Annotated in this window: 12 protein-coding genes; 10 read left to right on the top strand and 2 right to left on the bottom strand. The window is 61.2% G+C overall.

What is annotated here, in order from left to right; translation table 11 throughout:
• Positions 1-98 precede the first annotated feature (98 nt).
• From urtB to ureC, 10 genes are all read left to right on the top strand, one after another.
• The gene (gene urtB, locus M2400_RS03670; protein ID WP_259195324.1) at positions 99-1,601 is read left to right on the top strand and encodes an urea ABC transporter permease subunit UrtB; all 1,503 of its coding nucleotides are present in this window, start codon (positions 99-101) and stop codon (positions 1,599-1,601) included.
• A complete protein-coding gene (urtC, locus tag M2400_RS03675) occupies positions 1,601-2,680 on the top strand; it encodes an urea ABC transporter permease subunit UrtC (RefSeq protein WP_259195323.1) in 1,080 nt (359 codons plus the stop codon). Before urtB ends, urtC begins: the two co-directional genes overlap by 1 nt.
• Positions 2,677-3,537, top strand: a complete 861-nt coding sequence (gene urtD / locus M2400_RS03680; RefSeq protein WP_371132039.1) for an urea ABC transporter ATP-binding protein UrtD — start codon at positions 2,677-2,679, stop codon at positions 3,535-3,537. Before urtC ends, urtD begins: the two co-directional genes overlap by 4 nt.
• A gap of 116 nt (positions 3,538-3,653) precedes the next feature.
• Positions 3,654-4,352, top strand: coding sequence for an urea ABC transporter ATP-binding subunit UrtE (urtE, locus tag M2400_RS03685; protein WP_010173963.1), 699 nt, complete (start codon positions 3,654-3,656; stop codon positions 4,350-4,352).
• Between the two features lie 30 nt (positions 4,353-4,382).
• Positions 4,383-5,222, top strand: a complete 840-nt coding sequence (locus M2400_RS03690) for an urease accessory protein UreD (RefSeq protein ID WP_177041367.1) — start codon at positions 4,383-4,385, stop codon at positions 5,220-5,222.
• 3 nt (positions 5,223-5,225) lie between these two features.
• The gene (gene ureA / locus M2400_RS03695) at positions 5,226-5,528 is read left to right on the top strand and encodes an urease subunit gamma (RefSeq protein WP_032878149.1); all 303 of its coding nucleotides are present in this window, start codon (positions 5,226-5,228) and stop codon (positions 5,526-5,528) included.
• A gap of 9 nt (positions 5,529-5,537) precedes the next feature.
• The gene (locus M2400_RS03700) at positions 5,538-6,059 is read left to right on the top strand and encodes a GNAT family N-acetyltransferase (RefSeq protein WP_177076200.1); all 522 of its coding nucleotides are present in this window, start codon (positions 5,538-5,540) and stop codon (positions 6,057-6,059) included.
• Between the two features lie 5 nt (positions 6,060-6,064).
• Positions 6,065-6,595 (top strand): N-acetyltransferase, encoded by a 531-nt coding sequence (locus M2400_RS03705; protein ID WP_010173956.1) that lies wholly within the window; start codon positions 6,065-6,067, stop codon positions 6,593-6,595.
• A complete protein-coding gene (locus tag M2400_RS03710; RefSeq protein WP_177039716.1) occupies positions 6,592-6,897 on the top strand; it encodes an urease subunit beta in 306 nt (101 codons plus the stop codon). The genes M2400_RS03705 and M2400_RS03710 overlap by 4 nt, the downstream gene beginning before the upstream one ends.
• A 140-nt stretch (positions 6,898-7,037) precedes the next feature.
• Positions 7,038-8,738, top strand: a complete 1,701-nt coding sequence (gene ureC, locus M2400_RS03715) for an urease subunit alpha (protein WP_177076196.1) — start codon at positions 7,038-7,040, stop codon at positions 8,736-8,738.
• On the opposite strand, the gene M2400_RS03720 is transcribed toward ureC, so the two are convergent.
• Together M2400_RS03720 and M2400_RS03725 are read right to left on the bottom strand one after the other, a co-directional pair.
• The gene (locus M2400_RS03720; RefSeq protein WP_259195313.1) at positions 8,735-13,882 is read right to left on the bottom strand and encodes a dermonecrotic toxin domain-containing protein; all 5,148 of its coding nucleotides are present in this window, start codon (positions 13,880-13,882) and stop codon (positions 8,735-8,737) included. The two genes, ureC and M2400_RS03720, sit on opposite strands and share 4 nt — an antisense overlap.
• 198 nt (positions 13,883-14,080) lie before the next feature.
• Positions 14,081-21,058, bottom strand: coding sequence for an NEL-type E3 ubiquitin ligase domain-containing protein (locus tag M2400_RS03725; protein WP_259195312.1), 6,978 nt, complete (start codon positions 21,056-21,058; stop codon positions 14,081-14,083).
• Positions 21,059-21,069 lie beyond the last annotated feature (11 nt).

Here is a 21,069-nt window from a genome sequence, read left to right on the forward strand (position 1 = left end):
GAGCTGGCTTGCCTGCGATGCGGACACCTCGATAGGTCTGATGCACCGCTATCGCAGGCAAGCCAGCTCCCACATTTGTTCGAGCAAGGCCCAAGAATATGCCCACTGCCCTCCACCGCTTCATCCTCGCCGCCCTGCTGTTGCTGCCCCTCGCCGCACACGCCAGCGACGCCGAAGACTTCCTTGCCGCCAACCCGATGCAACAAGCCAAGCTGCTCCAGGACTGGGCCGCCCAGCCCGACCCGGCGCGCATCGAGCTGGTGGACGCCCTGCAACAAGGTCAGATCACGGTCAACGGCGAAACCAAGACCGTACGCCTGAACAATCGCCTGCGCGGCCTGATCGACAACGTGCAAGCCAGCCAGCAACTGCTCGCCGCCGACCCCAAGGTGCGCCTTGGCGCCGCGCAAACCCTGCAAAAAAGCGCTACACCTGCGCAGCTGAAATTCCTCGACCAGCAACTCGCCGGCGAAACCAACGACGACGTGCACACTGCCCTGAGCCTGGCCCTGGCCAACCTGCAACTGGTGGACACCGACCCGGCCGTGCGCCTGGCCGCCGTGCGTTTGCTCGGTGGCACCGGCGACCCGCTGGCCCGCACTCGCCTTGAAGCCCTGCTCGCCCCCGGTGTCGAAGCCGACGCCGCCGTGCACACCGCCGCCGAAACCAGCCTGGCCCAGGTCAAGCGCAAACTGATGGTGGGCGAGATCCTCGGCCAGGCCTTCAGTGGCATGTCCCTGGGTTCGATCCTGCTGCTGGCCGCGCTCGGCCTGGCGATCACCTTCGGCCTGCTCGGGGTGATCAACATGGCCCACGGCGAGATGCTGATGCTCGGCGCCTACTCCACTTATGTGGTGCAGTTGCTGATGCAGCGCTACGTGCCCCAGGCCATCGAGTTCTACCCGCTGGTCGCGCTGCCGGTGGCGTTTTTTGTCACCGCCGCCATCGGCATGGCCTTGGAACGTACGGTGATCCGTCACCTGTACGGCCGCCCGCTGGAAACCCTGCTCGCCACCTGGGGCATCAGCCTGATGCTGATCCAGCTGGTGCGTCTGGTGTTCGGTGCGCAGAACGTTGAAGTGGCCAACCCCGAGTGGCTGTCCGGCGGGATCCAGGTGCTGCCCAACCTGGTGCTGCCGTACAACCGCATCGTGATCATCGCCTTCGCGCTGTGCGTGGTGGTGCTGACCTGGCTGCTGCTGAACAAGACCCGCCTGGGCCTCAACGTGCGGGCCGTGACCCAGAACCGCAACATGGCCGCCTGCTGCGGCGTGCCCACCGGGCGCGTGGACATGCTTGCCTTTGGCCTCGGCTCCGGCATCGCCGGCCTCGGTGGCGTTGCCTTGAGCCAGATCGGCAACGTCGGTCCGGACCTCGGCCAGAGCTACATCATCGACTCGTTCCTGGTGGTGGTGCTCGGAGGCGTCGGCCAGTTGGCCGGCAGTGTCATGGCCGCCTTCGGCCTGGGGATAGCCAACAAGATTCTCGAACCCCAGATCGGTGCCGTGCTCGGCAAGATCCTGATCCTCGCGCTGATCATTCTGTTCATCCAGAAACGCCCGCAAGGACTCTTCGCACTGAAAGGACGGGTGATCGACTGATGAACCAGCCATTGATGCTCACGGCCGCGCAAAAGGCCGGCCCCAAGGTGACCGTCGCGGTCGGTGCAGTGGTGCTGATCCTGCTGCTGGCGCTGCCGTTGTTCTCGCTGCTGTCACCGGAAAACCCGCTGCACGTTTCCGCCTACACGCTGACGCTGGTGGGCAAGATCCTGTGCTACGCCATCGTCGCCCTGGCGCTGGATCTGGTGTGGGGTTATGCCGGGATGTTGTCCCTCGGCCACGGCCTGTTTTTCGCGCTGGGCGGTTATGCCATGGGCATGTACCTGATGCGCCAGGCGTCCGGCGATGAGCTGCCGGCATTCATGACCTTTTTGTCGTGGACCGAATTGCCGTGGTACTGGACCGGCACCAGCCACTTCCTCTGGGCGATGTGCCTGGTGGTGTTGGCGCCGGGCTTGCTGGCGCTGGTGTTCGGGTTCTTCGCCTTCCGCTCGCGGATCAAGGGTGTGTATTTCTCGATCATGACCCAGGCCCTGACGTTTGCCGGGATGCTGTTGTTCTTCCGCAACGAGACCGGGTTTGGCGGCAACAACGGCTTTACCAATTTCCGCAGCATCCTCGGGTTTGGCATCACCGAGCCGGGCACGCGGGCGGCGCTGTTTGTGGTCACCGTGGTGCTGTTGGTGGCGAGCCTGTACATCGGCTGGCGCCTGGCCCAGAGCAAGTTCGGCCGGGTGCTGACCGCGCTGCGGGATGCGGAAAACCGCCTGATGTTCTGCGGCTACGATCCACGCGGCTTCAAGCTGTTTGTGTGGGTGTTGAGCGCGGTGTTGTGTGGCCTGGCGGGTGCGTTGTATGTGCCGCAGGTGGGCATCATCAACCCCAGCGAAATGTCGCCGACCAACTCCATCGAAGCTGCCGTGTGGGTGGCCCTCGGTGGTCGCGGAACACTGATCGGCCCGCTGCTGGGCGCCGGCGTGGTCAACGGCATGAAGAGCTGGTTCACCGTGGCGTTTCCTGAGTATTGGCTGTTCTTCCTGGGTGCGCTGTTCATCATCGTCACCCTGTATCTGCCCAAGGGTGTGATCGGCCTGCTGAAGAAAAGGGGCGACCAATGAGAATCACTGCGACGGCGGAATTCATGCTCGAACCCATTCTGGAACCGAACAAAGACCAGGGCAGCGCCCGTGATGCCATCGGCCTCGGCCAGTCGGCCGGCAAGGGCCTGAACACCCGCCATGGAACCATCCTGACCCTGGAAGACATCAGCGTCAGCTTCGACGGCTTCAAGGCCTTGAACGACCTGAACCTGTACATCGGCGTCGGCGAACTGCGCTGCATCATCGGCCCCAACGGCGCGGGCAAGACCACGCTGATGGACGTGATCACCGGCAAGACCCGGCCCAGCCACGGCAAGGCCTGGTTCGGCGAAACCCTGGACCTGACCAGCATGAGCGAAGTACAGATCGCCCAGGCCGGCATCGGGCGCAAGTTCCAGAAGCCCACGGTGTTCGAAGCCCTGAGCGTGTTCGAAAACCTGGAGCTGGCGCAGAACACCGACAAATCGGTGTGGGCCAGCCTGCGGGCGCGCCTGAGCGGGGAGCAGAAAGACCGCATCAGCGAAGTCCTCGACACCATCCGTCTCACCGCTTCGGTCAATCGCCCCGCCGGCTTGCTGTCCCACGGCCAGAAGCAGTTCCTGGAAATCGGCATGCTGCTGATGCAAGACCCGCAACTGTTGCTGCTGGACGAACCGGTGGCGGGCATGACCGACGCCGAAACCGAATTCACCGCCGAGCTGTTCAAGCGCCTGGCGGGCAAGCACTCGCTGATGGTGGTGGAGCACGACATGGGCTTTGTCGGCTCGATTGCCGACCACGTCACGGTGCTGCACCAGGGCAGCGTGCTGGCCGAAGGGTCGCTTGCACAGGTGCAGGAAAATGAGCGGGTGATCGAGGTTTACCTCGGTCGCTGATGCTTTATGTGGGAGCTGGCTTGCCTGCGATGGCATCGACACGGTGCAACTGATACACCGCGTCGCCCGTATCGCAGGCAAGCCAGCTCCCACAAGGAATTGAGGAGATTTTGAACATGCTGCAAGTCGACAAGCTGCACCAGTACTACGGCGGTAGCCACATCCTGCGCGGGCTTTCCTTTGAGGTAAAAGTCGGCGAAGTCACCTGCCTGCTGGGCCGCAATGGCGTGGGCAAGACCACCCTGCTCAAGTGCCTGATGGGTTTGCTGCCGGCCAAGGAAGGTGCGGTGAACTGGGAAGGCAAGGCCATTACCGGCTTCAAGCCGCACCAGCGGGTGCACGCCGGTATTGCCTACGTGCCTCAAGGCCGGGAGATTTTTGGCCGGCTGACCGTTGAAGAAAACCTGCTGATGGGCCTCTCGCGCTTTCCCGGCGCCGAGGCCAGGGAAGTGCCAGCCTTCATCTACGAACTGTTCCCGGTGCTGCTGCAAATGAAGCAACGCCGTGGCGGCGACTTGTCCGGTGGCCAGCAACAGCAACTGGCTATCGGCCGCGCCCTGGCCAGCCGCCCGCGGCTGTTGATCCTCGACGAGCCCACCGAAGGCATCCAGCCGTCGGTGATCAAGGAGATCGGCGCGGTGATCAAAAAACTCGCAGCACGCGGCGACATGGCGATTCTGCTGGTGGAGCAGTTCTACGATTTTGCCGCCGAACTGGCCGACCAATACCTGGTGATGTCCCGGGGCGAAATCGTCCAGCAGGGGCGTGGAGAAAATATGGAAAGCGAGGGTGTGCGCGGGCTCGTTACGATCTAATCTGTAGCGTCCTAACGATAAGCACTGACCATGACTCTACCTGCCCCCACCGCGCTGTTCACCCCCAGCTGGCACGCCGAGCTGGAACTCGGCTACGCGCGTTTCGGCGACACCACGCGCCCGGTGATGCGTCGCCACCTCGGCCCGCTGCGGGTGCAAAAGCACCTGTACGCCGAAGGCCCCGAGGTGTGCCAACACATCATCGTGCACCCGCCGGGCGGGATTGCCGGCGGTGACCGCCTCGACATCACGGCCCATGTCGCCGAAGGTGCCTGGGCACAACTGACCAGCCCCGGCGCAGCCAAGTGGTACCGCGCCAATGGCCCGGCCTTTCAAACACTGGAGCTGACGGTTGAGGCGGGCGCCACCCTGGAGTGGCTGCCGCAGGAGACCATCGTGTTCAGCGCCGCCCAGGCCGAACTCACCACCCGCATCGACCTGCAAGGCGATGCCCGGCTGTTTTACTGGGACGTGGTCGCCCTCGGACGCCCCGCCAGCGGTGAGCGTTTCGACCTCGGGCACTTCCAGTCGCACCTGGATATCCGCCGCGACGGCCAGTTGATTTGGCATGAGCGCCAGCGCATTGTGGGCGCCGACGGTTTGCTCGACTCGCCCATCGGCCTGGATGGGCAACCGGTGTTCGCGACGTTGCTGGTGACCGGTGAAATCGACAGTGAATTACTCGAACAATGCCGCTCCCTGCCCCACGCGGTACGCGGCGACCTGACCCAATTGCCCGGCTTGCTGGTGGCCCGCTGCCTGGCCAGTGAAGCGCTGCAGGCGCGGGGCTGGCTGATTGATTTATGGCGGCTGCTGCGCCCGGCTGTGCTGGGCCGTGAAGCCGTCTCACCGAGAATCTGGAGCACCTGAACCATGGACCTGACCCCACGGGAAAAAGACAAACTGCTGATCTTCACCGCCGGCCTGGTGGCCGAGCGGCGCCTGGCGCGCGGCGTGAAACTCAACTACCCGGAAACCATCGCCTACATCTCCGCCGCACTGATGGAAGGCGCCCGCGATGGCCGCACGGTCGCCGAGTTGATGCACTTCGGCACCACCCTGCTCAGCCGCGAACAAGTGATGGAAGGCATCCCGGAAATGATCCCGGACATCCAGGTGGAAGCGACCTTTCCCGACGGCACCAAGCTGGTCACCGTCCACCAACCTATCGCCTGAGGCCCGGCCATGTCCTTTTTGATTCGTGATGCGGTGCACGCCGATTTGCCAGGGATTCGCGATATCTACAACGACGCAGTGCTCAACACTACGGCGATCTGGAACGAACAGCCGGTGGACCTGGGCAACCGCCAGGCCTGGTTCAGCGCGCGCCAGGCGCAGTTTTACCCGATCCTGGTGGCGGTCGAGGATGAGCAGGTCATCGGCTATGCCTCGTTCGGCGACTGGCGGCCCTTCGAGGGCTTTCGCCACACCGTCGAACATTCGGTGTACGTGCGCAGCGACCAGCGCGGCAAAGGCCTCGGCCCGCAGTTGATGCAGGCACTGATCGAGCGGGCGAAAACCTGCGACAAACACGTGATGGTTGCCGCCATCGAGAGCGGCAACCAGGCCTCGATCCGCCTGCATGAGCGCCTGGGTTTTGTCACCACCGGGCAGATGCCCCAGGTCGGCACCAAGTTCGGCCGCTGGCTGGACCTGACCTTCATGCAACTGACACTCAACCCTGGCGCCGAACCGCCCAAGGAGTGACACCGATGAACGCCCAACTGCGTCGAGTCAATGCCGAGAGTTTTGCCCATTACCGCCAGGGCCTGGTTGAGCTGTTGCTGGACGCCGTAAAGCACGGCGCTTCGGTAGGCTTCATGGCCGACTTCGACGAAACCCAGGCCCGCAGCTACCTCAGCGGCGTGCAGGCGAGTATCGAAGACGGCAGCCTGCTGCTGTGGGTGGTGGTGCGCGATGAAGTGGTGGTGGCCAGCGTGCAGTTGGCGCTGTGCCTGAAGGCCAACGGCCTGAACCGTGCCGAAGTGCAAAAGCTGCTGGTGCACAGCGAGGCCCGGCGCCGAGGCCTCGGCCAACAGCTGATGGCCGCGCTGGAACTGAGCGCCCGCCAATACAAGCGCGGGCTGTTGTACCTGGACACCGAAGCCGGCTCCGGCGCCGAAGCCTTCTACCAGTCGCTGCGCTACACCAAGATCGGTGAACTGCCCAACTACTGCCAAAGCCCGGACGGGCGCTACACCCCGACCGCCATCTACTTCAAGACCCTGGGACAACCTGCATGATTCCTGGCGAATTTCAGATCCAGCCTGGCGACATCGAACTCAACGTGGGCCGGCGTACCGCTACCCTGAGCGTGGCCAACAGCGGCGACCGGCCGATTCAGGTCGGCTCCCATTACCATTTTTTCGAGACCAACGACGCGTTGACCTTCGACCGTGCCGCCAGCCGTGGCATGCGCCTGAATATCCCGGCGGGCACGGCTGTGCGCTTTGAGCCGGGGCAGAGTCGTGAAGTGGAACTGGTGGAGCTGAGCGGCAAGCGCCGGGTGTTCGGGTTTGCCGGACGGATCATGGGCGACCTGTAGTTTTTCTGGTGTCTGCTCGGGCCTCATCGCAGGCAAGCCAGCTCCCACAGGGGAATGCGTTCCAAATGTGGGAGCGGGCTTGCCCGCGATAGAGAGCGAAGCGAACGATTTCAAACTTTCCTGAATCTCAAGGCATGCACATGAAGATTTCCAGACAAGCCTACGCCGACATGTACGGCCCCACCGTCGGTGACAAGGTCCGCCTGGCCGACACCGAGCTGTTCGTCGAAGTCGAACAGGACTTCACCGTCTACGGCGAAGAAGTCAAATTCGGCGGCGGCAAGGTGATCCGCGATGGCCAGGGCCAGAGCCAACTGCTCGCCCATGAAGTGGTCGACACCCTGATCACCAACGCGCTGATCATCGATCACTGGGGCATCGTCAAGGCCGACGTCGGCCTGAAAAACGGTCGCATCTTTGCCATCGGCAAAGCCGGCAACCCGGACATCCAGCCCGGCGTGACCATCTGCGTCGGCGCCAGCACCGAGGTGATCGCCGGTGAAGGCATGATCCTCACCGCCGGCGGTATCGACACCCACATCCACTTCATTTGCCCGCAGCAAATCGAAGAAGCACTGACCAGTGGCGTCACTACCATGATCGGCGGCGGCACCGGGCCGGCCACCGGCACCAACGCCACCACCTGCACCTCGGGCCCGTGGCATTTGGCACGCATGCTTCAGGCCTCCGACTCGTTCCCGATGAACATCGGCTTCACCGGCAAGGGCAACGCGAGTTTGCCGGAGCCGTTGATCGAACAGGTCAAGGCCGGCGCCATCGGCCTCAAGCTCCACGAAGACTGGGGCACCACCCCGGCGAGCATCGACAACTGCCTGAGCGTGGCCGACGAGTACGACGTGCAGGTGGCGATCCACAGCGACACCCTCAACGAATCCGGCTTTGTCGAAACCACCCTCGCCGCGTTCAAGGGCCGCACCATCCACACCTACCACACCGAAGGTGCCGGTGGCGGTCACGCACCCGACATCATCAAGGCCTGCGGCTTCCCCAATGTGCTGCCCAGTTCCACCAACCCGACCCGGCCGTTTACCCGCAACACCATCGACGAACACCTGGACATGTTGATGGTCTGCCATCACCTGGACCCGAGCATTGCCGAAGACGTGGCCTTCGCCGAAAGCCGCATCCGCCGTGAGACGATCGCCGCCGAAGACATCCTGCACGACCTCGGCGCGTTCTCGATGATCAGCTCCGACAGCCAGGCCATGGGCCGCGTCGGCGAAGTGATCACCCGCACCTGGCAGACCGCCGACAAGATGAAAAAACAGCGCGGCCCGCTGCCGGGAGACGGCGCAGGCAACGACAACTTCCGCGCCAAGCGCTACATCGCCAAGTACACCATCAACCCGGCGATCACCCACGGCATCAGCCATGAAGTGGGCTCCATCGAAGTGGGCAAATGGGCGGATCTGGTGCTGTGGCGCCCGGCGTTTTTCGGGATCAAGCCGACCTTGATCCTCAAGGGCGGCGCGATTGCCTCAAGCCTGATGGGAGATGCCAACGCCTCGATCCCAACGCCGCAGCCAGTGCATTACCGTCCGATGTTTGCCAGCTTCGGCAGCTCGCTGCACGCCACCAGCCTGACGTTTATCAGCCAGGCGGCGCTGGCGGCAGGCTTGCCCGAGCAATTGGGATTGAAAAAGCAGATTGCGGTGGTCAAGGGTTGCCGCAGCGTGCAGAAAACCGACCTGATCCACAACGACTACCTGCCGGATATCGAGGTGGATCCGCAGACCTACCAGGTCAAGGCCGACGGTGTATTGCTGTGGTGTGAGCCTGCGGAGGTTTTGCCGATGGCCCAGCGTTACTTTCTGTTCTAGGCAAATTCACTGATCGCCTGGTCGGTCAACCTCTGGTTCAGGGTTATCAGCTCGGCGTTAATGCGGTCGAATGCGTCGCCATATTCCGAGTCGGACATTAGCCGCCCAGGCTCACTGTCAGCGCCAGAGCGGCCCAGGCGTTGCGCCGCCTGGCCGATAGTCTGGCGCAAGGCCTGCCTTGCACTCTCGCTCAGGCCGGCATCACCGGCCCACTTTTTCTGCGCAGCCTGGTAATCGATCAACGCGTCGAATTTTTCGGCAACCACTGCGTACTCAGCGTGATGGGCACGCTGCAGGAAGTCAGTCCACATTGGCTGTTCAAGCAAGTGGGTACGCAGCTGTTCCCCTTGATCGAGCGCTTTTACGCGTTCGAACGCCGAATCGACCATCGACGGGGTCACGTAGTCCTCGCGAAACATCATGGTCCTGGATTGCCACGGTAAATCCAGCCGGGTCGCCAACGGGACGGTATACGCCAAATAGATCTCGACCTCATCGATGTCGTCGATGGGCTCTCCGTGAGCGTCTTCATGCTGAACGCGCTGGCCCTGTTCGTCATACTCCGGAAATTTGACTCCCTGCTCCAGCAGCCGCGCCACGCGATCATGAGCAACGCGCCCCAGCTCATCCAACCGCCACTTGCCCCGGGCGAGTTTGAACACAGCCCGGCGCACTGAGGCCACATCCTCGCTGAAATAGGCTGACCGCAGCAGTACCACAACCCCCATCGAATTGAACAACTGTGCGCCAGCATCAACGCAGGCCGTGGTGTCTCTTGCCATCAAGAACAACTCTTCTCGCAGCAACACGTCTTCACCCATGGCCTCCAGCATGCGCCAGACTTTGGCGGTCAGTTCCGGCAACCATCGACCGCCTGGCGCCAGCGCATCGCCGGAATTCCTGACTGCTCTGATTACGTCGAAAAAACCTTCCGAGCCAAACGCTCCCTCAAGCATTTCCCATAACAGCTGCCTGGAAGGCCACTCCTCATCCGAATAACCGGTTTTCCACAGGTCACTGTCAAGACTCCCTCTGGCAGGCATACGGCGATCCGGATCCCGCCCGGCAGCCTCAATGTACGACTTGAACCGTGCAAGCTCATCAGGCTCCAACCCGTCGCGGGAGAGGAAGGTTCGCGCCACAATCAGCGCCTTATCGGAGCCGGGCGCAAATTCGGGAACCCGAGATAGAGGGTTGCTCTGCATATCCAGGATGAAATCCGCTGGCCGGGGCACGCGGAACACGCCGGTGGGCCATTCCTGCAGGCCTGTGTCATTCAGTAAAAGTCTGCGCAACAGGGGCATCCGGCTGACATCGGGTGACAAGCCAAGCGGGTTAATGCTCAGGGCCAACTCTCTCAACTGCACACAGCCCTTCAGCCGCAGGACATCTTCAGACGTCAAGACAATGTGGTTGCCCCCCAGCGACAGCCGCCTCAGGTGTGGCATCTGCTCGATGGCCGCCGGCAGTTGAGTCAGCTCGCAGGCCTCCACATTCAATCGACGTAGCCCCCGAAAGTTTGCAAGGAACGGCACGATGTCCGCATCCGTCACATCCACGTCATACAACCCGACGTAGGTGACATGATCGAAGTTTGCCGTTAACGCAGGCAACGCTTGCAACTGCTGACCCAGTTCCACTTCGTGCCATTCTATTTTCTGCCCCAGATAGCGACCATGGGCATCGAGGTGCCCTGGGCCGACTCGTTTCCAGGCATCAATCAGCGTGTCATAAATCCTGCGTCTGGCGCTAAGCACCTTGCGGTCCTCTGCGCCAAAACGCTCCACACCTTCCTTATGTGTGGTCATCCACCTCATCAATGTGGATTGCATGGTTTTGTACTCATCCTCTAACGCCTTGAGCCACGTGAGATCAAGGGCGCCCCGCTCCTGGATCATTGTGAGCATTTCGTCACGCGCCATATGCGGGTAAAGCTTACGAACCCGCTCCTGCGTGATCTGATCCCATTGATTCCCCCCGCGCCCACTCAACGGATACCCGCGACGGCCATCAGGGAAGGTCTGCCACGGCGGAAAAGATGTCCGTCTTGCCGGTTGCATACCCAAGCTGCCAGCCAACTGCTCACGGGGAATCGCATGTTGAATCACCAACACTTTCAACTCCTCCCCCTGACCAACATGGGGCAGACCGATCCTGTTGCGATGAGCATCGGGCAACGCGTGTTGCAACGTGCCATAGAGACCATTGATGCCATGTAATTGCTGACCGCGGCCGTCAAAAGCCTGATAGCGCCCATCACCCACCCGTACCAGTATTTTGCGATCTGTCGCGTTCTTCGGACCAAGGCTGGCCCGCAACACCCCCTCAACGCCTGCCTCGCGTATTTCCAGGCGCAGGTTATCCGACCAACCCGGCAACGCCGGTAGGGTGTTGAGCACCAGGGCTTCAGTGTCAGGACCCGCCATGGCTTCCAGGTACAACCCCTCATAGGCCAGCGCAAGGCGAAACCGGCGCTGCATCACCCTGGCATTTTCAGCCAACTCCAGCGGAATACGTCGGCTGTCGACCATTTTCTGTAACTGCTTCGGCGGGACGTCTGCCAGCAGCTCTTGCGCCATCAGGCCAGGCAGGCTCGGGAAATCGCGTTGAATCAAGGCGACAGGACTATCGACCTTTGGCCGCTGCGTCTCGTAGATACTGCGCATCAAGCGCACCTTGGCGCCTTTGGCATGGTTTTCCAGCTGATCGCGCAATGCATCAATGCGCGCCTGCGGGTCTTTTGGGGGATAGATCTCTATCAAGTCCTCCAGCTCGCGTTCATCCAGAAACTCGACAATACGCCTGGGCAATAGGCCGTTCACCAAGTCATCACGGCTGACCCTCAAGGTCTCGGCTCTGCTGGCACTCTGGTTACCGTATTTGACCGAGTCGCCCTCCAGGGTCGTCGCCACAAACGCCTCAATGGCCTTGGCCTTCGGCCACCTCGGCATTTCCACTGCAAGAGAGGCCGAGTAACTGCATAAGGCGTCGGGGAGCAGGTTGGCCCGGATGCCTTGCGCTACCTGTTCAGCATCGTGGTAGGCCCTGAACTGGCGCAGCGTGTCGAGCAAAATGGCCGGTACCGGCTCGCCCTCCACGTGCACGCGGCGCAGCACATCCTCGCTCACATCCGCCACGTGTCGAACCTGCTGCAACTGGGTATCGCTCAAACCCTCCGTCATCGGCCCCAAACGCCGCATCAGCTTCACGCCCTCCCAACTGTGCGGGCTCTCTGCCTCATGATTCCAGAGGCCAGCGCCATTTTCCGTCAGTTTCGGTTGGTAGGCGTCTGACCGGGTGGGATGGGTGATGCTGTACCGGTCAAGCACTGGGTCTTTCTGCAACGCATACCGCCGGCCTTCCAAGAGCAGCAGGGTTTTACCATTGAAGGTGTGCAACCCCCGCTCATCAGACGTGGCGGTTCCAGGTAGCGGCGAGGTGTGCTCGTAGGCTGACAGGTCCGGTTTCCATAGGCGGGTATTGCCGCTGGGCAAGGTCACCGCCTTGAGCTGCTCGATGAAAGGCGAGACCGTAAAGTGCAGCGCCGCTCCCTGCACCACCAGCAACGCCAGGTTTTCCAGCACATCGGTGATGTGCGACCAACCGGCCTCGCGGTCACCTTGGCTCAGTTCGGTGACGCCTTCAACGATCTCGTAGAGCAGTTGGCCGGCCGTCACGGCAGTCATCACCACGCCCAACGGCGGCACGGCCATCCCCACCAGGTTCAAGGCGAACATGCCGATGCTCAAGTAATGCGCCGCTCGCCGTGAACGCGAGGCCTCGTCAGCCTCCGCAGTGCTCACCGCCTGGTTTCGGGCATCCGCCAGCATCTGCCCGCGCAAGCTGGCATAGCGATACACCCAAAGGTCCACGCTCGTCACAAGACCGTTGAGCTCGTAGGCCTGGATATTGAATTCGGGGTCGGTCGCAGAAACGCGCACAGACGGCTGCGGCTCGTCATAGGAGGGTTCAGTGGAAAAAGACGGCGCCGTCAGTAACCGCCCCCACTCCGAACGCAACCACTGCTCCCCGAACGGCTGGGGAGGAGCGTCCACCACCAGTTCCGTCAGCCTGCGGTAGTAGTACGCACGATCCGCGTCGGCTACGAACCTTGCGAAAAATTGCTGATACTGCGTGGCTGTCCAGCCGTTGGAGCGGTCGGCGGTCCTACTGGCGCTCGCCGTCAAGCGATCGGTCAGCTCCTTGCTGAATTCCTCGAATGACTCATAACGCTTGATGGGATGGTCGGGGTCATCGGGGATGTAGACAATAACCCAGCACGGAAGACGAGGCTGGCGACAGGGAGCGATGATCAAGCATTCACGCAAGGCCAGGTTCATCAGGCTGAGGCGGCGGTACCGGACCCGTTTGCCGTCGAGCATGATGCGCTTTTCTCCCGTTTCCACGCGCTGCAACAGCGCGTAATCGCTGTGGCCGATATCGCCCTTGATCAGCGCCAGGTGAGCCGCCACCTTGAAGGCGTCTATCTGATAGCGGACATAGGGCTTGCGGCCGTCGGGATGGTGCAACATTGGCCGCAGGTAAGTCTGATATTGATCGCCCAGATCCAGCTCACGGCACAGTTGTGCGAAGGTATGGATTTCCAGGGTTGTGGTGTGGCGCTCGAAATGGCCCTGCTCATTCGGTGCCGTGATAAACCCCGAGGCGCTGTCGAAAAAATCCTCCTCGGCCTCGCGCGCCTCAAAGTTGCAGAGCGCGGCTTTGAGCAACGAAAACGTCTTGACCTTGAAACCGCCGGTCTTTGCACCAAAGGCGTTTTCGACCGGGAAATACAGGCGTAGCCAGGTTTGATTGACGTCCAGTACATGGCCGGACGCTTTTAATTTCGCCTCCAGCAATGGCTGGGCAAACGCTTGCAGCAGTTGGATGCTGCTGAAGTATTTCTCCAGTTTGTTCTGCGAAACACAACGGGCGTCCAGCAGCGTGCTGAGCTGATCCTTCTGCGCCTGGGAAGCAGCGGCATACCAGGCAGGAATATCTGGCGAGGTTTCTTTGAGGGCCCGGCGACGCGGTGGAGAGCTGTTGATGAGGCAAGTCGGAATCGCCTGTTTGATCAACGTGTAATGTTGCCCTTTATCTCCGGGCGGGAGGGTTGGTGGGGTGGTAACCGTGAGATCCGGCATGGGATGACAACCTCGTAATGAGTAAGGTTGCCATCTTATGCAGTGGTTTTTTGAAGCATGTGATAACTATATAGCAGGGCTCGATCAGAGCAGCTCACGCGGATTGGACGCCGCTTTCCGTGCCTCCACGTCCCTCCTGAAGACGCACGTGTCCAGGAGGAACGCACCGCGGCATCAAGCCTCCCGATGTGAAAAATATTACGTGAACAACGTTTTTATCATCTCGTCGGAGTATTGGTAATTCATGCGCAGTTCTGCCCCCGCTGGAATATCTTGCGTCGCAAATACCACTGGCAGGGTGTAGTCCTTTCTTTTTGGTGTGGCGCTCTCGCCCACTCCCAGCATCAGGTCCGCCTCAATCTCGAAGGACACGGCTTCCACGTTATAGCCCTGGGCAGCCTGGCGTAGCGGCTTGCCATCCGCGTCATATTCCAGAACGGTGTTTATTCTGGAAAGGATGTTGTCTCCCGACAGGAAGATCGGCTCACTGGTGAGCACGTCTATCTTGAGGGTCGGCCTGTCGCCGACACGCATGGTGTAGGTGTGCCCTTCGGACCCGAAAATTCCTGTGGGAAGAATGGTCCCGCCATACACACCGACTATTTCGCCTTTGGCGATACGCCGGTTGGCAACGACCATGTTTTGTCCTATCAGGGACTTTTCTTGCGGCACCTGCATATCCTGCTCGTTGAACGCGCGCACCTGCAGTTTTTCTTCATACAGCGCGCCGACGCCCTCATATCCTTCAAACTTGATGTAAGGCTTGATGGGCTCTGAGGTGTAGTGAGTACCGGACTCCAGGGTGATGCTTCTCTCCAGCTTGCGAATACGCACCGGCCTGCCCTGGAGATCTCTCAACGGGTACTTGCCGTTGTTGGCACGCACGTAAGTCCCCGGCGGGTGTTGCCTGACCGTAAAGTGAATTTGCTGCCTCATGGTGCGAAGTTCGTCTGACGTATAGGGCGCCGCCGCCATGGATTCCACGGCCTCCTCAAATTCACTGTCAGACCCGCCGCCCGCCAAGCCTCTGCGCGTCCAGCCTCCCGCCACCTCCGGCTTGGCGACAATGCCGCTGCTGACCAGTTCGTAGGGGTTATTCGGGTTCTGCACCCACAACAGATAATGCTGACCGTCGCCCGCGTCCGGCATGCTTGCAATAAAATACGGTGCCTTGTTGAACTCAATGGCACGCGCCTGTGAAAGCTGCAAACCCGGCACCGCGTCGGCTTCAACCAGCGCCTCAAGGGGTTCCCGGGGGAGCCGCATTTCGGCGATTTCCTGGCGGGTCAGCCTGCCGATCAGTTCGCCCTCCTTGATTGCCAGTTGCGCATGCAGGTCATCGGCTTTCTCTTTGTAGACGGTCGCCGACAGTTCCTGGGCCTGCTGTTTTTCATGCAGCGCGGCCAACTGTTGCTGGTAAGGCTCGCTTTGGGCATCGAACTGCGAGCGGTATTTCCGGGTGACATAGTCTTGCCAGAATTCCCGAGACAGCAGCGCCTGAAACTCTTCGGCGGAGTTATCCAACGCGATCACCTTGGCATAGGCACCGTCCAGCATCGTGGGCGTGACCCCCGCCATGCCGATGAACGTGACGTGCTGTGGCTGCCCCGGTAATTGCAGGCGGTCCTTGAGGCCGTAGCGATAGGCCAGACGGATTTCCACCTCCTCTGCCAAACGCTGCCTATGGGGCAGTTTATCGGCCGTGGACACGGCAGGGTCGTTGACGATGGCTTCGCTGCGCTGGATGTCCGCCGCCGCGATCTTGTCGACCTCATGCAAACGCAACAGCCCCTTGGACAACTCGGACAACTGTGTGCCCAGGGTCTGATCCATGGCCTGCGTCCGGGCCTTGTAGAGCAGGGTCCTGACCTCCAGGTTACTGAACGAATACGCAGCACGGTCGCAGCAACCCGGCTCGCCGGCCAGGTCGAACAGTTCCTTGCTCAGGCGTTGGGACTCGGGGGTGTTTTCGCTGATGCTGTCGATCACCTCCCAGACTCGGCGCCGCAGGTCGCTGCTGTCGGCCTTCGTCAGGTCCAGGCGCTGCAGAATCTCGAAGAAAGGTGCCGCGCCTTCCTGCTCCTGCAATACACGCCATTGGGCGCGGCGCAGCGTGACTTGGTCCCCGGGCAACCCAAGGACCCAGCGCTGGAACGGGTTTTGCGAAGCCGTGCCCACTGGCGCTCTGGTCGAACTATTCAGTGCCGTGGCGACCAGGCGGCTGGGGTTATCCGGAGTCGCCAGCCGGGCCTGTTCAAGGCGGGCACGGTAGGCGCTCACCTGTTGCACAGTGGCCACCGACAAAGGGTTATTGCTCACGTCGGTCACGTTATTCACCTGGGCCATGCGGCCCAGGTTCGCCTCTGACGGGGCGATGACCGCATCCGGGATCGTCGTGATCTGGTTATTGTTCAGGTATATCTCGTTAATCCCCGTGTGCTCGGTCAGCCCGGTAGGCCACGTATCAATGCCGGTATTTCTCAGGTCCACCGTACGTATGTCAGTCAGCAGGCTGAAGTCCGGTGCCAGGCCCAGCGGGTTGTTAGACAGCCACAAGGCCCTGAGGGTGATGCGCCCAGACAGGATGCCGACGGCTGTCGGGGTCAGCCGGATCTGGTTGCCGTTCAAGGTCAAACGAGTGAGGCCATTCATTTCGCCCAGCGCCAGCGGCAATGCCAAGAGTCGGTTGTTCGACATATCCAGCCAGCGCACCTGTCGGAATCGCGTGAGAAACCCTTCCGGCGAAGCATTCAGGCCCATGTTTTTCAGTTTGAGCGAGGCCACATGGCTGAAATCGACATCCAGATCCGGCAGGCTGGGCAGACTCAGGCCACTGAGGTCCAATTCATAGCCGATCGGTGTACCGTCGAAGGCGCTCACCTGCTGGCCTTCCTTGCGCCAGCACTGGAGGATCCGTTGCCGCGCCATGAACCTGTCGTCGGCGGCCGAGAAGTTGAGGCCCCGCTCCGAGGTGAGAACGTAATGCTGACTCGTACCGCCCCCCGAAAACGCCCAGGCGTTCAGCTGTCTTTCCAGCGTGTCAAATTCCCGTTCGACCTTGAGCAGGTCGTCTTCTGACGCCCCCCAGATAAACCGCTTGAGTTGCGCAATGGTTTTCTTCGGATAGATGCGCCGAAACCTTTCAAGCCTGGGGTTGGGGCTGTCAAACGCGTCGAGATGCTCGGCGTTCATCAACTCGGGCCGCACCAGGTCCACGCGTTTCCAGTAACGGTCAAACTTCATCCAATAATCGGAGGGAAATTGATTACCGTGAAGCAAGGTCACGTTGTTGATCCTGGCCATCGCTTCCAACTGATCGTCCAGCGGGTTGAGGTGTGAGGAGGGCGCTTCCCTTAGTTGGTTGTAACGCAAGTCGAGGAGCTGCAGGCCCGTCTGATGTTGCAACCCCGTCGGCCACTGAGCCAGTTGCGTGTTGCTCAACCTCAGCTTCTTCAAGCGGTTCATGCCACTGAAGTCCGGGGTCAGGCCCAGCGCATTACCCGACAGGTCGAGCTCTTCAAGGTTGCCCAAGGCGCCCAGTGTTGCGGCGCTTTGCGGGGTCAAGCGGATGCGGTTGGAGCGCAGATTCAACAAGGTCAGGTTGTTCATTTCGCCGATCACATCAGGCAGCTCGGTGAGCCCCACGCTGATAATGCCCAGCTCTTTGACGTGGGTGAAACGCTTGATAAATGCTTGAGCCGTATCGGACCACTTGATGCCATACAGCTCAAGCGCCCGAACATGGCTGAAATCTGCATTCAGCACCGGTAACTCCTGCTCAGGACCTGCGTGCAACGAGAGGGTGTCGGTCTTGCGGCGCCAGCAGCTTTCGATCCTATCGGCAAAACCGCGCGCCCAACCTCCTGCACGGTCATACGCAGTCACCGGATTTTTCGGGGCATTGGCTCGCACCCAGACCTGCAGGTCACGTTGGAAGGTTTTGTATTCGAGTTCCAGCGCCGTCAACCTGGCGTGCGGGTCGGGCGCCAGTGAAGCAATAAAGTGGGTGAGTTCTGCCTCGTTTAAGGTCGGATACAGTACCCGGGCCCGGGTTTTCGCCCTGGCCCGCGAAGAGCTGAAAACGTCGGCGACCATCTTTCGAATACCGCTACCGCCCAACAGACGCATGGAGGGGTCGTAGGCCGGTTTACGCACAGGATTGGCCAGCAACACAGCGCGCAACTGTTCGCGAGGCAAGGGGGAAGCTGTAACGGCCTGCTTTAACTGGCGTGCGTCGGTGATCGCCAAGGCCTGACGCTGCGCGACAGACAAGGCATCCCAGGCAGCGGCGTAAACGTCCCCGGGCATGGGCGCCTCAAACAAACCGTCTTCCCTCAGGACCAGCGTCTTGACCTGCACCGCGTTGGGGGAACCGATCGCATCCAGCAGCGGCCCCGTGGCCGAATATTGGCGCAGTTCCATCCGCGTTCCTTGCGGCCATCCAGGCAACGTTTCCACGCTATGCAAGGCCAGGCGCAGGCTGTCCAGATTGCCCGGCGTGTCCAGGTGAAGCCCCTCATAGGCACGCGACACCCGCACTTCCTGCTCATACCACTTCGCTTGCTCGATGCGCGGAGGTGGCAACAAGCCGGTGTCGTGAAACGCCTGCTGCGCTTCGACCGTCAACCCGCTGAGTAACTGCTCAGCCACTGACGTCGGCAGCATGGGGTGGCTGGCCATCACCCTCTGCACGTCGGGATCGACGGAGGCAGTCAATGCCTTGTAACGCTCTTCAATCAACGCGCTTTTGAACGTATCGACGGTGTCGGCGATGTGCTGACGTAATTTACCCGCCCGTACCGCCTGCGCGTCCAACGCACTGCCCGGGACGTCCTTGAGCTGCGGATCAATGCCCTGCAACGTGTTCAATACTTGCTCAAGTAACTGCCCCCGAATCAGTTGCTCGTCCGTGAGTACGACCACTCGCGTGGGCCAGGACGCCAGAGCCTCACTCTGCCAGAGCACCCTGCCGTGACTGGCCAGGACCCGCAACGCCACGTCTGTGGGCAACATGCCGTGTCGCTGCATAATCTGCAGTTGCAGCGCCGGATCGGCCTTGGCGTACTCGGCAGGTTCAGCGCTGCTCATTTGCTCGACAAAGGTCGTCAAGGCTTGATGGGCCTTGAAGCGCTCGAGGGTGTCGTTGAGCATCAGGGGCACCGGCTCATGCTCGACAACCGCCTGACGCAACACGTCATCCTCCACACCGCTGGCGGCACGGGCTTGCTCCAGCCGCTCGGGACTAAGCGGCGTCTGTTCAAGCCCCAGGCGCCTGATCAGGGTCTGACGGTCCCAGGTCAGCGGCGCGTCCACCTCGTGGCTCCAGACACCGGCATGGTTATGCCCAAGCTGCGGTTGATAAGCATCGGCTCGGGTGGGGTGGCGAATATGATGCTGCCCTGTTTCAGCGTCCTGTACGACACGGAAATAATCGCCATCGAGGGCCAGGATGGTCTGGCCGTTGTGCTGGTAAAGCCCCAACTCATCCGGCGTTGCATCGGCGCCCAACTCAATGGGCACCTTGTAAGGCGACAGGTCAGGGTTCCACAGCAGCTGCTTGCCCGACGCCAGGGTGACGGGCCTCAGATTGTCGACCACTCCCGCTGTGTTGATACTCGGCAACACCTTGGCCCCGACGCCCAGCATCGCGACATTGAGGGCAACGCTGGAAAAGTGTGCCCACATCGTTTTCACATCGCCTCGCTCATAGGCTTCGATGCCTTCATACACTTCAAAGCACATCTGCGTCGCACCCACGAGCAGCATGACCGGGCCCAGCCCCGGCACGACAAAAGCGGCGAGATTGAACACGCTGATCACCGCATCCACGTAGCCCTCCAGTCGCGCGATGCGTGCCTTTTGGTCTTCATCCCCGGTGGGCACCGCGACGGCGCGGGCATCGGCCAGAATCTTGCGCACCTGCGCCTTACGCAGTTGTTCCCACAGGTTGCCGTTGACGCCCGTCTCCTCTATGGGCAATCGCTTGGGCGTTGCCGCCAGCGGGTAATCACCCGCCACGCCGTTGCCATTGGCGGGTTTGTACAGCAGGTTGAATTGCCGGAAAAACCTGCCCTGGTCGCCCTGGGGCACGAATCGGCTGAAAAAGCGCCGGTACGACACACCGTGCAAGCGGGTTCTGAGGTCGGCCATGAACTCGCTACTGGACGCATACTCCTTGAGCGGTTGCTGTGGGTCATGGGGAATGTGTACCAGCAGCCGCTCGACCCTGTCAGAGTCGAGACGCGCGGGGCCAATCAGCAAGGGCCCCACCAGCACACTGCCGAACACCTTCAGCGCGGCAAACGTCACGGGTTTGCCATCGAGAGTGGCCTTGCCCGGGTCAGTGATGACCTGTTGGATCATGCGATAGCCGTCGGCGCTGATCCCCCATTCGGGCTGGTGCATCGCCACCTCGGCGCTCAGCGCCAACAGTTGTCGCTGATGCTCTCGCAATTGAGTTTCCAGAGCGGCGCGCTGGCTGTTATCCGTGGGTTGGACAATCGCCTTGAGGTGCTTCTGATACAAACCGCCCAAGTCCAGGGTGCGGCACAGCTGGGCAAACTCATGGGGGTTTATGGCCAGGGCGGCACCTTTGATCGCCTCGGGGCTCGGGATGATTTCGCCGTCATACGCGCTCCAGGTTGTGATGACCTGGCAATCTGCACACTCACTGGCTTTTTCTTCGTCGGGAACGAAATTGGCCAGGGCCGCCTCCAGCAGGGAAATACCCCGGTACTCAAAGCGTTGCGACGGGCCACGGTGCTGGTCGAAGACAAACGCACCGCCCAGATCGCCGCGAGCGTTAACCTCATACTTGCTGGCGAAATAGACGTTGTTGACGTCCAGATCCAGGTTGAAGCGTTGCTTGATGGCGTCTTTAAGCGGCTGCTCGGCAAACGCCTTTACGTCCCTGATCTCGCCCAGGGTGTTCTCGACCTGGTTCAGGGCCTCGCGATAACGGGTATGGCTGTCAGCCAGGTCAGCCTTTTGCTGATGCGTGGCGTTCAGGTACCAGTTGGGCAGTTCCATCTGGTGGTTGGCGAGTTCTTCCTGGCGCCGGTTCAAGGCCCCAAGAAACCAGGCTGGGACGCGGTTTTTGAGAAAGTCGTAATGCACACCCCGAAGGTCAACGTTGAACGTGCCTTCGGGGGTGGGGTTAATGGGTTGTTCTGACATATCGGGCCATC

The organism is Pseudomonas sp. BIGb0558 (assembly GCF_024807515.1).
Classification (GTDB): Bacteria; Pseudomonadota; Gammaproteobacteria; order Pseudomonadales; family Pseudomonadaceae; genus Aquipseudomonas; species Aquipseudomonas yamanorum_A.

Bases quoted from the DNA above. Each gene is read 5' to 3' on its own strand.
- urtB (WP_259195324.1), top strand. From the start codon at position 99: ATGCCCACTGCCCTCCACCGCTTCATCCTCGCCGCCCTGCTGTTGCTG.
- urtC (WP_259195323.1), top strand. From the start codon at position 1,601: ATGAACCAGCCATTGATGCTCACGGCCGCGCAAAAGGCCGGCCCCAAG.
- urtD (WP_371132039.1), top strand. From the start codon at position 2,677: ATGAGAATCACTGCGACGGCGGAATTCATGCTCGAACCCATTCTGGAA.
- urtE (WP_010173963.1), top strand. From the start codon at position 3,654: ATGCTGCAAGTCGACAAGCTGCACCAGTACTACGGCGGTAGCCACATC.
- M2400_RS03690 (WP_177041367.1), top strand. From the start codon at position 4,383: ATGACTCTACCTGCCCCCACCGCGCTGTTCACCCCCAGCTGGCACGCC.
- ureA (WP_032878149.1), top strand. From the start codon at position 5,226: ATGGACCTGACCCCACGGGAAAAAGACAAACTGCTGATCTTCACCGCC.
- M2400_RS03700 (WP_177076200.1), top strand. From the start codon at position 5,538: ATGTCCTTTTTGATTCGTGATGCGGTGCACGCCGATTTGCCAGGGATT.
- M2400_RS03705 (WP_010173956.1), top strand. From the start codon at position 6,065: ATGAACGCCCAACTGCGTCGAGTCAATGCCGAGAGTTTTGCCCATTAC.
- M2400_RS03710 (WP_177039716.1), top strand. From the start codon at position 6,592: ATGATTCCTGGCGAATTTCAGATCCAGCCTGGCGACATCGAACTCAAC.
- ureC (WP_177076196.1), top strand. From the start codon at position 7,038: ATGAAGATTTCCAGACAAGCCTACGCCGACATGTACGGCCCCACCGTC.
- M2400_RS03720 (WP_259195313.1), bottom strand. From the start codon at position 13,882: ATGCCGGATCTCACGGTTACCACCCCACCAACCCTCCCGCCCGGAGAT.
- M2400_RS03725 (WP_259195312.1), bottom strand. From the start codon at position 21,058: ATGTCAGAACAACCCATTAACCCCACCCCCGAAGGCACGTTCAACGTT.